14 protein-coding genes are annotated in these 12,075 nt (G+C 61.1%); 11 read left to right on the forward strand and 3 right to left on the reverse strand.

The window, feature by feature from the left end:
* The first annotated feature begins 11 nt into the window (after positions 1-11).
* The 6 genes from ltnD (at position 12) to ACJ8KE_RS10625 (ending at position 5,665) form a co-directional block, all read left to right on the forward strand.
* Positions 12-926 carry an L-threonate dehydrogenase gene (ltnD, locus tag ACJ8KE_RS10600; RefSeq protein WP_079449496.1) on the forward strand — a complete coding sequence of 305 codons (915 nt, stop codon included), beginning with the start codon at positions 12-14 and terminating at the stop codon, positions 924-926.
* Positions 926-2,185: a 3-oxo-tetronate kinase gene (gene otnK, locus ACJ8KE_RS10605; RefSeq protein ID WP_016928504.1), complete on the forward strand. Its 1,260-nt coding sequence runs from the start codon at positions 926-928 to the stop codon at positions 2,183-2,185. The genes ltnD and otnK overlap by 1 nt, the downstream gene beginning before the upstream one ends.
* Positions 2,182-2,814, forward strand: coding sequence for a 3-oxo-tetronate 4-phosphate decarboxylase (otnC, locus tag ACJ8KE_RS10610; protein ID WP_016928505.1), 633 nt, complete (start codon positions 2,182-2,184; stop codon positions 2,812-2,814). Before otnK ends, otnC begins: the two co-directional genes overlap by 4 nt.
* A 3-nt stretch (positions 2,815-2,817) precedes the next feature.
* Positions 2,818-3,594 carry a 2-oxo-tetronate isomerase gene (gene otnI, locus ACJ8KE_RS10615; RefSeq protein ID WP_442517236.1) on the forward strand — a complete coding sequence of 259 codons (777 nt, stop codon included), beginning with the start codon at positions 2,818-2,820 and terminating at the stop codon, positions 3,592-3,594.
* Between the two features lie 106 nt (positions 3,595-3,700).
* A complete protein-coding gene (locus ACJ8KE_RS10620; RefSeq protein WP_016928507.1) occupies positions 3,701-5,071 on the forward strand; it encodes a GntP family transporter in 1,371 nt (456 codons plus the stop codon).
* A 63-nt stretch (positions 5,072-5,134) separates the two neighbouring features.
* On the forward strand, positions 5,135-5,665 hold the full coding sequence (locus ACJ8KE_RS10625; protein WP_016928508.1) for a GNAT family N-acetyltransferase: 531 nt from the start codon (positions 5,135-5,137) through the stop codon (positions 5,663-5,665).
* Between the two features lie 4 nt (positions 5,666-5,669).
* Here the strand turns inward: ACJ8KE_RS10625 and ACJ8KE_RS10630 are convergent, their stop codons facing one another.
* Positions 5,670-6,542, reverse strand: coding sequence for a LysR family transcriptional regulator (locus ACJ8KE_RS10630; protein WP_079450970.1), 873 nt, complete (start codon positions 6,540-6,542; stop codon positions 5,670-5,672).
* A gap of 91 nt (positions 6,543-6,633) precedes the next feature.
* Between ACJ8KE_RS10630 and ACJ8KE_RS10635 the strand changes: the two genes are divergently transcribed.
* The gene (locus tag ACJ8KE_RS10635; protein ID WP_016928510.1) at positions 6,634-7,614 is read left to right on the forward strand and encodes a nitrilase family protein; all 981 of its coding nucleotides are present in this window, start codon (positions 6,634-6,636) and stop codon (positions 7,612-7,614) included.
* A 90-nt stretch (positions 7,615-7,704) separates the two neighbouring features.
* Here ACJ8KE_RS10635 and ompX read toward each other — a convergent pair whose 3' ends face one another.
* Complete coding sequence (gene ompX / locus ACJ8KE_RS10640) at positions 7,705-8,223, reverse strand: outer membrane protein OmpX (protein ID WP_004939201.1); 519 nt, start codon at positions 8,221-8,223, stop codon at positions 7,705-7,707.
* 400 nt (positions 8,224-8,623) lie between these two features.
* Between ompX and rhtA the strand changes: the two genes are divergently transcribed.
* Both rhtA and nanQ read left to right on the forward strand, forming a co-directional pair.
* On the forward strand, positions 8,624-9,511 hold the full coding sequence (gene rhtA, locus ACJ8KE_RS10645; protein ID WP_004939202.1) for a threonine/homoserine exporter RhtA: 888 nt from the start codon (positions 8,624-8,626) through the stop codon (positions 9,509-9,511).
* A gap of 132 nt (positions 9,512-9,643) precedes the next feature.
* Entirely contained in the window at positions 9,644-10,111 is a 468-nt protein-coding gene (gene nanQ / locus ACJ8KE_RS10650; protein ID WP_016928512.1) for an N-acetylneuraminate anomerase, read from the forward strand.
* Here nanQ and ACJ8KE_RS10655 read toward each other — a convergent pair.
* The gene (locus ACJ8KE_RS10655) at positions 10,093-10,644 is read right to left on the reverse strand and encodes a shikimate kinase (protein ID WP_016928513.1); all 552 of its coding nucleotides are present in this window, start codon (positions 10,642-10,644) and stop codon (positions 10,093-10,095) included. The two genes, nanQ and ACJ8KE_RS10655, sit on opposite strands and share 19 nt — an antisense overlap.
* A 357-nt stretch (positions 10,645-11,001) precedes the next feature.
* On the opposite strand from ACJ8KE_RS10655, the gene dps reads away from it, so the two are divergent.
* Both dps and ACJ8KE_RS10665 read left to right on the forward strand, forming a co-directional pair.
* Complete coding sequence (dps, locus tag ACJ8KE_RS10660) at positions 11,002-11,505, forward strand: DNA starvation/stationary phase protection protein Dps (RefSeq protein WP_016928514.1); 504 nt, start codon at positions 11,002-11,004, stop codon at positions 11,503-11,505.
* Between the two features lie 142 nt (positions 11,506-11,647).
* The gene (locus tag ACJ8KE_RS10665; protein ID WP_016928515.1) at positions 11,648-11,914 is read left to right on the forward strand and encodes a DksA/TraR family C4-type zinc finger protein; all 267 of its coding nucleotides are present in this window, start codon (positions 11,648-11,650) and stop codon (positions 11,912-11,914) included.
* Positions 11,915-12,075 lie beyond the last annotated feature (161 nt).

A 12,075-nucleotide genomic window follows, 5' to 3' on the forward strand; every position in this document is an offset into this window, starting at 1 on the left:
AGGAGTGCAGTATGACACACCCAGGGAATTATGCCGTCTGCATCATCGGACTGGGCGCGATGGGCATGGGCGCGGCGCGTTCGTGCCTCCGCGCCGGATTGACCACCTACGGGGCGGACCTGAATCCGCAGGCGCTGGCGACGCTGCAACAGGCTGGCGCGAAACAAGCGTCTACCAACGCGTGCGACTTCGCGGCCGAGCTGGACGCCGTGCTGCTGCTGGTGGTGAATGCCGCCCAGGTGAAGCAGATCCTGTTCGGCGAACAAGGCCTGGCGCCAAAGCTCAAGCCAGGCACCGCGGTGATGGTCTCTTCGACCATTTCCGCCGATGACGCCAAACAGATCGAGCAACGGCTGCTGGACTACGGGCTACCGATGCTGGACGCGCCGGTTTCCGGCGGAGCGGCCAAGGCGGAGGAAGGCCAGATGACGGTGATGGCCGCCGGCGCCGACGCCACCTTCGAGCGTCTGCAACCCGTGTTGGACGCCATCGCCGGCAAGGTTTACCGCATCGGCGAGACGATCGGTCTGGGCGCGACGGTAAAAATCATCCATCAGCTGTTGGCCGGCGTGCACATCGCCGCCGGAGCGGAAGCTATGGCGCTGGCCGCCCGCGCCGGCATCCCGCTGGACGTGATGTACGACGTGGTCACCCACGCCGCCGGCAACTCCTGGATGTTCGAAAATCGCATGCGCCACGTGGTCGACGGCGACTATGCGCCCAAATCGGCGGTGGATATCTTCGTCAAGGATTTGGGGCTGGTGGCGGATACCGCCAAGGCGCTGCACTTCCCGCTGCCGCTGGCCTCTACCGCTTTTACCATGTTTACCGCCGCCAGCAACGCCGGCTACGGTAAAGAAGATGACAGTGCGGTAATCAAAATCTTTGCCGGCATCGATCTGCCGCAGAAAAAGGAGGCGCTCTGATGCTGCTTGGCGTAATCGCGGATGACTTTACCGGCGCGACCGACATCGCCAGTTTTCTGGTGCAAAACGGCCTGCCGACGGTGCAGCTGAACGGCGTGCCGCAAGACGAAACCCAGATCAATGCACAGGCGGCGGTCATCAGCCTGAAATCGCGTTCCTGCCCGGCAGAACAGGCGGTCGAACTGTCGTTGCAGGCGCTGGCCTGGTTGCAAAAACAGGGCTGCCGCCAGTTCTACTTCAAATACTGCTCCACTTTCGACAGCACCGCACAGGGCAATATCGGCCCGGTGACCGACGCCCTGCTCACCGCGCTGGGGGAAAATTTCACGGTTGTCTCACCGGCGTTGCCGGTAAACGGCCGCACGGTCTATCAGGGCCACCTGTTCGTCGGGGAACAGCTGCTGTCTGAATCCGGCATGCGTCATCACCCGGTCACGCCAATGACCGACAGCAACCTGCTGCGCCTGATGGAATCCCAGGCCGCCGGGCGCTGCGGGCTGGTGACGGCGGCGGAAATGGATCGCGGCGCCGAGGCGGTCAGCGAGAAGCTGCGCCAACTGGCCCAGGAAGGCGTGCGCTACGCGGTGCTGGATACGCTCAACGAGCGGCATCTGCTCATCCAGGGTGAAGCGTTGAAAACGATGAAGCTGGTGACCGGCGGTTCAGGCCTGGCGATCGGCCTGGCGCGGCAATGGGCGCAAAGCGGCGATCGTGCGGCAGAGGCGGCCGGCGCGCCGCAGGGGGAAAAGGCAGCAGTGCTGTCGGGTTCGTGTTCTGTGATGACTAACCGGCAGGTGGCGCACTATCGCGAGCGCGCTTCGGCGCAGGCCATCGATATCGACCGTTGCCTCGAACCGCAGGCACGCGCCGCCTACGCCGCCGAGTTGGCGCACTGGGCGCAGCATCACGCCGGGGAGGCGCTTGCCCCGCTGATCTACGCCACCGCGGCGCCGGAAGCGCTGCAGCAAACGCAACGGCAGCACGGTAGCGCCGCCAGCGAGGCGGTGGAGGCGTTGTTCGCCGAATTGGTGGTGCAACTGCGCCAGTTGGGATTCAGCCGCTTTATCGTCGCCGGCGGAGAAACCTCCGGCGTGGTCACGCAGGCGCTGGGCATTCGCGGCTTCCATATTGGCCCCAGCATTTCCCCCGGCGTTCCCTGGGTGCGCGCCAGCGATCGGGCGATTTCCCTGGCGCTGAAATCAGGCAATTTTGGCGATGAAGCCTTCTTCGCGCGCGCGCAAACGGAGTTTCCAGTATGACCATGACCATCGAACAACAGGCGCGCGAAGAGATGGTGCGCCTCGGCGCCTCGTTTTTTCAACGCGGTTACGCCACCGGTTCCGCCGGCAACCTCTCGCTGTTGCTGCCGGACGGCGCGCTGCTGGCGACGCCGACCGGCTCTTGCCTGGGCGAGCTGCAGGCCGATCGCCTGTCTAAAGTGAGCCTGAACGGCGACTGGCTCTCCGGCGACAAGCCGTCGAAAGAGATCAGCTTTCACCGAGCGCTGTATCTGAACAATCCTGAATGCAAAGCGGTGGTGCACCTGCATTGCACCTACCTCACGGCGCTCTCTTGCCTGCAGGGGCTGGACGTCGACAACGCCATCAAACCGTTCACCCCCTATGTGGTGATGCGCGTCGGCAAGGTGCCGGTGGTGCCCTACTATCGCCCCGGTGACGAAAGGTTGGCGCAGGATCTGGCTCGCCTGGCGCCGACCCACCGCGCCTTTTTGCTGGCCAACCACGGGCCGGTGGTGACCGGTAAAAACCTGCGAGCGGCGGCGGACAATGCCGAAGAGATGGAAGATGCGGCGCGGCTGATCTTCACCCTTGGCGATCGTCCGATCCGCTATTTGACCGATGATGAAATTGCCGAATTACGGAGCTGACCCATGCCTAAATTTGCCGCCAATTTATCGATGATGTTTACCGAGGTGCCGTTCCTCGATCGCTTCACCGCCGCTGCCGAACAAGGCTTCAGCGCGGTGGAATTCCTGTTCCCTTACGAACATCCCGCCGAGCTGTTGGCCGAAAAGCTGCGCGAACACGGCCTGCAACAGGTGCTGTTCAATACCGCGCCCGGCGATGTCGCCGCCGGCGAATGGGGACTGGCGGCGCTGCCGGGCCGCGAGCAAGATGCGCGCGCTGATATCGATCGCGCGCTGGCCTACGCCATCGCCCTTTCCTGCCCCTGCGTGCACCTGATGGCCGGCGTGGTGCCCGCGGGCGCGGATCGGCAGCGTTATCTCGACACCTTTATCGCCAATGCGCGCTATGCCGCCGACGCCTTCGCCCCGCACGGCGTCAAGGTGCTGATCGAAGCGCTCAGCCCACCGATCAAGCCCGACTACCTGTTCGCCAGTCAACATCAGGCGGCGGAAGCGGTGGCGGCGATCGAGAGACCGAACGTGTTCATCCAGTTCGACTTTTTCCACGCGCAGTTAGTGGACGGCAATATCAGCGGGCTGCTGGAAACGCTGGCCGGGCGCTACGCGCATATCCAGATAGCCTCGGTGCCGGATCGTCATGAACCGGATGAGGGCGAACTGAATTACCCGTGGCTGTTCGACAAACTGGATGCGCTCGGCTATCAGGGCTGGATCGGTTGCGAATACCGCCCGCGTGGCGACACCGCCGCCGGACTCGGCTGGCTGAAGCCTTACCGCTAAAGCCGCACGCCGACACCAGGAAAACGATTTTATAACAATGAAACGCACCCGTATCGCCACGCGGCGATCGCGGTGCCCAACGCTTACCCAACGAAAGGCTTTTTTCATGTCTACCTCTCTGCTGTTGCTGATTGCCGTACTCGGCGTGGTGCTGCTGTTATTGATGGTGATCAAGGCGAAGGTGCAACCCTTTGTCGCGCTGTTGGTGGTCAGTCTGCTGGTGGCGTTGGCCAGCGGCATTCCGACCGGTGAAGTGATGAAAGTGATGACCGCCGGGATGGGCGGCGTGCTTGGCTCGGTGACCATCATCATCGGTCTGGGGGCGATGCTCGGGCGCATGATCGAACACTCGGGCGGCGCCGAGTCGCTGGCGCAACGCTTCAGCCAGGGGCTGGGGCCGAAACATACCGTCGCCGCGCTGACCCTCGCCGCATTTATCCTCGGCATTCCGGTCTTCTTCGACGTCGGCTTTATCATTCTGGCGCCGATTATTTACGGCTTCGCCAAGGTCGCCAAAGTGTCGCCGCTAAAGTTCGGCCTGCCGATGGCCGGCGTGATGTTAACGGTACACGTCGCGCTGCCGCCGCACCCCGGCCCGGTCGCCGCCGCCGGCCTGCTCAACGCCGACATCGGTTGGCTGACCATCATCGGCCTCGCGATCTGTATTCCGGTCGGCGTGATCGGCTATTTCGCCGCCAACTACCTCAACCGCAAAACCTATCCGTTATCGATAGAGGTGCTGGAACAACTGCAGCTGGCGGCGCCGGAGCCGCGGCCGGAAGATCACGCGCCGCTCAGCGATCGCATCAACCCGCCCGGCGCCGGCCTGGTGGCGGCGCTGATCGTCATCCCGATCGCCATCATCATGCTCGGCACCGTCTCCGCCACGCTGTTGCCGGCAGGCTCGGCGCTGCGCGATGCGCTGTCTCTGCTGGGGTCGCCGGCGGTGGCGCTGATGATAGCCCTGCTGCTGGCCTTCTACTTCCTGGCGCTGCGCCGCGGCTGGAGTCTGCAACACGCCAGCGACGTGATGGGCGCCGCGCTGCCGACCGCCGCGGTGGTGATCCTGGTGACCGGCGCGGGCGGCGTGTTCGGCAAGGTGTTGGTGGAATCCGGCGTCGGCAAGGCGCTGGCGGAAGTGCTGACGGCCATCGGCCTGCCGCTGGTGCCCGCCGCGTTTATCATTTCTCTGGCGCTGCGCGCTTCGCAGGGTTCCGCCACCGTGGCGATCCTGACCACCGGCGGCCTGTTGTCGGAAGCGGTCAGCGGGTTGAATCAGCTGCAGCTGGTGCTGGTGACGCTGGCGACCTGTTTCGGCGGACTGGGGCTTTCCCACGTCAACGACTCCGGTTTTTGGATCGTCACGCGCTATCTGGGGCTGTCGGTGGCCGATGGCCTGAAGACCTGGACGGTGCTGACCACCCTGCTCGGCCTGAGCGGCTTTCTGTTCACCTGGCTGTTGTGGCTGGCGGTGTGATTTCTCTGGCATACTGAACGCCGTTGTTTTTCATCGCCTTTCACCCTGTGCAGGAGCAGCAACATGACCGTAATCAACACCGCGCCAACGCTTATCACCGAACGCCTGCGGCTGGACGCGCACACGCTGGACGACTTCGACTCGCTGGCCGCGCTGTGGGCCGATCCGCTGGTGGTGCGCTATATCGGCGGCACGCCGCGCGACCGGGAAGACTCCTGGGGGCGCCTGATGCGCTACGTCGGCCACTGGGCGCTGCTGGGATACGGGTATTGGGCGGTGCGTGACAAACAAAGCGGCGAGTATCTCGGCAGCATCGGCTTCTCCAACTTCCTGCGCGACATCACCCCGGCGCTCGACGCGCCGGAAATGGGCTGGACGCTGGTGAGCTCGGCGCACGGCAAAGGCTACGCCACCGAGGCGCTGCGGGCGGCGCTGGCCTGGGGTAAGACGCACCTGCCGGGCGCGCAAACCGTCTGCATCATCTCGCCGGAAAACCAGGCCTCGCTGGCGCTGGCGAAAAAAGTCGGCTTTAGCGAAAGCCACCGCAGCGAGTATCACCAGAGCCCGATCGTCGTGATGCATTGCCCGCTTTGAATGCCTAAGCGCGTTGCACCGTCAACGCCGTCTGAATGAAGTTGTCCCGCAGCGCGTCGGCGCGCTGCGGATCCCAGGCGATACCGACCTGCCACTCCGTCTCCTCGCCGCTCAGCGGTAAAATGTCGATACCGGCCGGCGCGATATGCGTGATGCTGTGCGGCAGCAGCGCGACACCGACGCCGGCGGCAACCAACGCCAACAACGTTTGGATATCACCGGCCTGCTGCACCACATTCGGCACCAACCGGTGAGCGGCGATAAACCGCAGCGACTGATCGCTCAGCCCGCGCCCGCGTTTGGGCGTCAGCTGCAACAGCGGCAACTGATTGAAACGCGCCATCAGATCGTCGGCGCGCAGCGCCAGCGCGCCCGGCGCGGCCAGCACCAACCGATCGCTCAGCAATGCCACGCCGCACAGCGGCGTATTGACCGGCAAACGCACGAACCCCGCCTGCAACTCTCCCTGCAGCAACAGCTGATACTGGCGTTCCGACGGCAAGTCCTCCAGGCCGATCGCCACCTCGGGGAACCGTTGGCGAAAGGCCGCCACCAGCTGCGGCGCCAGATGAAAGCTGGAAAGGCCAAATCCCAGCGACAGCCGCCCCGCTTCCCCGAGGGCCACCCGCCGCGCGCGCCGCTGAAACTGCTGGTACTGCGCCACCAGCGCCTGCGCCTCCGGGTAGAGCCGCTGCCCGCCGGCGGTAAGCACCGCCCCCTGTCGGCCACGCTCGAACAATCGAACGCCGAGCTGGGTTTCCAGCGCCTGAATTTGCTTGCTCAGCGCCGGTTGGCTGATGCATAGCCGGCTCGCCGCCTGACGATAGTTGCCCTGTTCGGCCAGCGCCACCAGGGCGCGCAGTTGTTTTATATCCATTCCATTAAGTTATCGAATAAGGAATTTAATTGATTATACAGTAATCAATCCACCTGCTGTAATCAACGCAGACCCTAACCGGAGAGACCCCATGACCATCTCATTGCGCGCCGCCACGGTGCAATTCCAGCATCGCGCCAACGATAAAAATTACAACCTGTCGACCATCGAGCGCTTTATCGCTCAGGCGGCCGAGCAGCAGGTACAGCTGCTGGCCTTCCCGGAAATGTGCATCACCGGCTATTGGCACGTACGCCATCTGTCCGACGCCGAAGTGCGGGCGCTGGCGGAACCGATCGCGGCCAGCCCTTCGCTGGCGCGCATTCGCCCGCTGGCGGAGCGTTACAACATGGCGATCGGCGTCGGGCTGATCGAGCTGGGCGATGACGGCCGTTGCTACAACGCCTACGCCGTATGCCTGCCGGACGGCGCGCTGCATGTGCACCGTAAACTGCACGCCTTCGAACATCCGGCTCTCGCCAGCGGCGATCGCTATACGGTGTTCGACACCCCCTGGGGCGTGCGCGTGGGCGTATTGATCTGTTGGGACAACAATCTGGTGGAGAATGCGCGCGCGACGGCGCTGCTGGGCGCGGAGGTGTTGATGGCCCCGCACCAGACCGGCGGCACCCATTCGCGCAGCCCGCACGGTATGAAGCCGATCCCACAGGCGCTGTGGCAGCGGCGAGCGGAAGATCCGCAGGCGATAGAAGCCGCCTTTCGCGGCGAACACGGCCGCGGCTGGCTGATGCGCTGGCTGCCCTCGCGCGCTCATGACAACGGGCTGTTTTTGCTGTTCAGCAACGGCGTGGGCCGCGATGACGATGAGGTACGCACCGGCAATGCGATGATCCTCGATCCCTACGGCCGCATCGTGGCGGAGACCTGGGCGGCGGAGGACCGGCTGGTCAGCGCCGATCTCGATCTGACGCTGATCCCGCTCAGCACCGGCCGCCGCTGGATTTACGGACGCCGCCCCGAGCTGTACGGTTTACTGACCGAACCGCAAGGCTATGAGCGCGATGCCCGCAGCGCGCGCTTTTCGACGCAGCCGACGGGGCGCGGCAGCTAATGACAGATAAAAAAAATCCGCCCGAAGGCGGATTTTTTATCCGCGCGGCAACCTGTGCCGCGCATTCACGCCCGCAGGCATGAAGAAATCTTAGAAGCGGTAGCCTACGCCAACGTTCCAGCTGCCAACGTCCACGCTGCGGATGCGGCTCTGCTCGTAGCCAACGTCCAGGGCAACGTTTTCGATTGGGTTGAACTGCAGACCGGCACCGTAGGTGAAGCCGTAGTCGCTGTTGCCACCTTTGTTACCGCCAGCCTGGGCGTTGTCGATGTTTTTGCCGTAGCCAACACCGATCACACCGTAGATGCTCGCCCAGTCGTTGAAGCGGTAAGCTGGACCTGCGGTGATGGAATCGTACTGAGATTTCTTGTAGAAACCGCTTTCAGAACGATTTTTTTCCAGGTGGGTGAAGGAGCCGATCACACCCAGTGGGTTGTTATCGAACTCGTAACGGTATTTCAGGTTGAAACCGTTGGCCTTGTTAGCAACGCCTTGGAGATCACCCTGCGCATAGCCAGCGGATACGGTGCTCTGACCAGCGAATGCGGTACCTGCGCTAACTGCTAATACGCAAGCTGCTACTGCGGAAAGACATGCAATTTTTTTCATAACCACCTCAAACGCGTTTTATTATTAAGTACATCCATTTGTTCATGCTTTGAAAATATAACAAAAATTAGCGTGAAACTCTGCCTTGAAATGAGTGTCTAATGCTTTATATCGTGTAACAGAAGATTTCAAGAACAGTGTATCTGCTTCTTTTCGCTCTATTTTCGGCCGTATTCTACGGCTTTCTGTGACAAAAATCACCAATTTAATATCCAGATAATTCTTAAGAAAAAGCGCACTTTTTGACCAAATTCGCCACATCTCATCCGAGGATCGGCGGATTTCACCGCGATGTGCGCTTTTCTCAGACAGATTTTCGCCATTTCATTTACACTGCTCGCATCCCCGTTTCGACCGTTTTCTCAAGGCTGAGGAACGGCGCAAAAAAGGCCCGTTAAGGATGTCGTTATCTACTTCCGGCAGAGCGCCCTCCGCGCTGCTGCCCATCTGTCTGTTAATCATCGCCATGGTGTCTATCCAAAGCGGTGCCTCGTTGGCCAAAAGCCTGTTCCCGATCGTGGGCGCGGAAGGCATTACGACGCTGCGTCTTTTCATCGGCACCCTGATTCTGTTCATTATCTTCCGCCCGTGGCGTATGCGCATCGTCGCCGGCAGCCGCTTGCCGCTGCTGATTTACGGCCTGTCGCTCGGCGCGATGAACTACCTGTTCTACCTGTCGCTGCGCACCGTGCCGCTCGGCATCGCCGTGGCGTTGGAGTTTACCGGCCCGTTGGCGGTGGCCATGTTCTCGTCGCGGCGGCCGATCGACTTTCTCTGGGTGGCGCTGGCGATCGCCGGGTTGTGGTTCCTGTTGCCGCTCGGCCACGGCGTAGGTGGGATCGATCCGTTCGGCGCCGCCTGTGCGCTCGGCGCCGGCGCCTGCTGGGCGGTCTATATCATTTTCGGCCAAAAGGCCGGCGGCGATCACGGCCCCGGCACGGTGGCGCTCGGTTCGTTGATCGCCGCGCTGGTGTTCTGCCCGATCGGCGCCTGGCAAACCGGCAGCGTGCTGTTCAACCTCGATATTCTGCCGGTCGCGCTGGCGGTGGCGATCCTCTCCACCGCGCTGCCTTATTCGCTGGAGATCATCGCGCTGCCCAAAATTCCGGCGCGCACTTTCGGCACCTTAATGAGCCTGGAGCCGGCGATGGCGGCGCTGTCCGGCATGCTGTTCCTCGGCGAACACCTGAGCGGCGTACAATGGTTGGCGCTGGCGGCGATCATCGCCGCCTCCATGGGTTCCGCCCTGACCATTCGCCCCAAACCGCGCCTCGAAAGCCTTTCCTGATCGCCTGACTCGCCTGCCGACCGCAACGCCGGAATGCAGGCGGGTTAACTGTTTTCCTCGTGACAAATCGGCATACTTCCCCTTAGCCTGTATCGCAGGCTCTTTGGACTTTCGCTCACATGGAGAATAACAGTGATTCATAACAGCCTGTTCAACCCACGCTTCGGCCGCGGACTCGCGCCAGCGCTGGTTTCAACCCTGACCGAGTTGCGCCGATGCGACCTGCCCGAACTGGCGCTGGGCCATCACCCGATCGACGGCGATAACATCTTTATGGACGTGATGACGCTGACCACCGTGCCGGCGGCGGAAAAGCGCGCCGAAATGCATCAGGAGTACATCGCGCTGCATCTGCTGATCAGCGGCGAAGAACGCATCGAATACGGCCTGGCGGGCGACTGGCATCGCGAACATCCGCATGCAGAAAATAGCGACCTGCTGCTGCTGGACATCAAACGCCACCCGCAAACGCTGCACATGACGCACGGTATGTTCGCGATCTTTTTCCAGATGGAACCGCATAAGACCGGCTGCCTGTGGCAGCAGCCGCAGCACGTCAAGAAAGCGGTGGTGAGGATCCATCACCGCCTGCTGCTGTGAGCCTGCGGCAGCGTCCGTAGAAAATCGGCGGCCTGGCGGGGAGAGCGCAAGCGCACGAAACGGCGCCCTGCATCGGTACGGGCCATCTCCGCCAGGTATTTTCGCCGGTTCTTCGAGTAAGTGCGGATCGTCCACAGCACGATCGACTCGCGGCTAAAGAAAGAACGGCGGAAACTTTCCCGATTGCCGGTGCCCGGCCACAGCTCGCTTTTGCTGGCCGCGCGTCGGCACGCGCGCCGCACGGCTTGCCACAACGTGCGGCAGAAACCGTAGTCCAGCCACAGGATATAATCGACCTCGCGCCACTTGATCGGTTGCGTGCGGCTATAGTTGCCGTCCAGCACCCAGCCTCCTCCCGCTTCGGCCAGCGTCTGCTCAAGCCGCGCCAGGAACGCACCATCGGGCGTCCCCTGCCACTCGGGCCGCCAATAGAGTCTGTCCATCTCGATATAGGGAACGTCAAGACGTTCCGCCAGTTGACGCGCCAGAGTGCTTTTACCGCTGCCGCTGGTGCCGACGACGTTAATTTTCATTATTCGCCTATAAAGAGAGAGGATAATTACCCTACTGTAGCGGCATCAATTACCGCTATCAATATGAATGGATGAGAAATTAACACCACGATAACAAAGCGGATATTTAGCCGAAACCCGCAGGCGAAAAAATAAAATAACCAAGGTAAATTTTCACAGCCATAAACAATAAATCAGTGAATGATAAATAATTATATTTTTCATGCTGTTGCATTAAATAAAAATTCAACCAGACCAATTATTCGTAGGCTAACCCTATTTGTGCAATAGCCATTTTCGTCCGGCAAAAATAAACAGCCCTGCTATAATTGATCCCGTAACGAAATAGGACAACGACTAATCAAGAGGATATCTGATATGAGTACCGCTAAACTGGTGAAAACGAAATCTTCTGATCTGCTGTATACCCGTAACGATCTGGACGAAAAAATCAAACTGGCCGCCATCAAGGCGCTGAACCATCAGGTCGTGCAATTCATCGATCTCTCGTTGATCACCAAACAGGCGCACTGGAACATGCGTGGCGCGAACTTTATCGCGGTTCATGAAATGCTGGACGGCTTCCGCACCGCCATCATCGAGCACCAGGACACCTTCGCCGAGCGCGTGGTGCAGCTGGGCGGCGTGGCGCTGGGCACCGTACAGGTGGTGAACGATCGCACGCCGCTGAAAAGCTATCCAACCAATATCCACAGCGTGCAAGAACACCTGAAAGCGCTGGCCGATCGCTACGGCGCGGTGGCGAATGACATCCGCAAAGCCATTACCGAAGTGGAAGACGAAGACACCGCCGACATGTTCACCGCCGCCTCGCGCGATCTGGACAAGTTCCTGTGGTTCATCGAATCCAATATCGAATAACGCCGCAACGCGTTGCAGACCGCCCGTCGTGCCGGGCAGAACAGGCTGGGCTTCGCCCGGCCTGTTTTCTTTTGCGCGGTCGTTGAATTGTGCAAAAAACGGCCCATATTAAACGGTAGGTTTCCCTTATCAGGAGGTGATGATGGCCAGCGGCTGGGCGGCGGACGGCGCCGTACAAGATCAAATTGATTCTACCGTCGACGATGCGGTGCAGCGCGCGCGTGATGCGCTCGGGCATGGCGAGAGCGAACGCTATTGCCAGGAATGCGGAGAACCGATCCCCGAGGCGCGCCGCAAGGCGCTGAAGGGGGTGCGTTATTGCCTCGCCTGCCAGACCGAACAAGACAAAAAACACGCGGCCACCAGCCTATACAACCGGCGCGGCAGCAAAGACAGCCAGTTGCGTTAGCATTATCTGCTCCCCTTTTTCTCCTCTCGCGGCCCCCGCTTGCACCGTCGGTGCATCATGAAAGTTAGAGTTAGTTATCAATATTGAAGCAAAAACGTTAAAGAACGGTTGTTTCACAGCCAAAATTTGGTTAATGATAGCCCCGTGCACCAAGATAATTC

The sequence above is a fragment of the Serratia sp. CY56464 genome (assembly GCF_052168435.1).
Classification (GTDB): Bacteria; Pseudomonadota; Gammaproteobacteria; order Enterobacterales; family Enterobacteriaceae; genus Serratia; species Serratia marcescens.

What these genes read in the sequence shown, in the direction of transcription:
- ltnD (WP_079449496.1), top strand. Translation starts at nt 12, where the DNA reads ATGACACACCCAGGGAATTATGCCGTCTGCATCATCGGACTGGGCGCG.
- otnK (WP_016928504.1), top strand. Translation starts at nt 926, where the DNA reads ATGCTGCTTGGCGTAATCGCGGATGACTTTACCGGCGCGACCGACATC.
- otnC (WP_016928505.1), top strand. Translation starts at nt 2,182, where the DNA reads ATGACCATGACCATCGAACAACAGGCGCGCGAAGAGATGGTGCGCCTC.
- otnI (WP_442517236.1), top strand. Translation starts at nt 2,818, where the DNA reads ATGCCTAAATTTGCCGCCAATTTATCGATGATGTTTACCGAGGTGCCG.
- ACJ8KE_RS10620 (WP_016928507.1), top strand. Translation starts at nt 3,701, where the DNA reads ATGTCTACCTCTCTGCTGTTGCTGATTGCCGTACTCGGCGTGGTGCTG.
- ACJ8KE_RS10625 (WP_016928508.1), top strand. Translation starts at nt 5,135, where the DNA reads ATGACCGTAATCAACACCGCGCCAACGCTTATCACCGAACGCCTGCGG.
- ACJ8KE_RS10630 (WP_079450970.1), bottom strand. Translation starts at nt 6,542, where the DNA reads ATGGATATAAAACAACTGCGCGCCCTGGTGGCGCTGGCCGAACAGGGC.
- ACJ8KE_RS10635 (WP_016928510.1), top strand. Translation starts at nt 6,634, where the DNA reads ATGACCATCTCATTGCGCGCCGCCACGGTGCAATTCCAGCATCGCGCC.
- ompX (WP_004939201.1), bottom strand. Translation starts at nt 8,223, where the DNA reads ATGAAAAAAATTGCATGTCTTTCCGCAGTAGCAGCTTGCGTATTAGCA.
- rhtA (WP_004939202.1), top strand. Translation starts at nt 8,624, where the DNA reads ATGTCGTTATCTACTTCCGGCAGAGCGCCCTCCGCGCTGCTGCCCATC.
- ACJ8KE_RS10655 (WP_016928513.1), bottom strand. Translation starts at nt 10,644, where the DNA reads ATGAAAATTAACGTCGTCGGCACCAGCGGCAGCGGTAAAAGCACTCTG.
- dps (WP_016928514.1), top strand. Translation starts at nt 11,002, where the DNA reads ATGAGTACCGCTAAACTGGTGAAAACGAAATCTTCTGATCTGCTGTAT.
- ACJ8KE_RS10665 (WP_016928515.1), top strand. Translation starts at nt 11,648, where the DNA reads ATGGCCAGCGGCTGGGCGGCGGACGGCGCCGTACAAGATCAAATTGAT.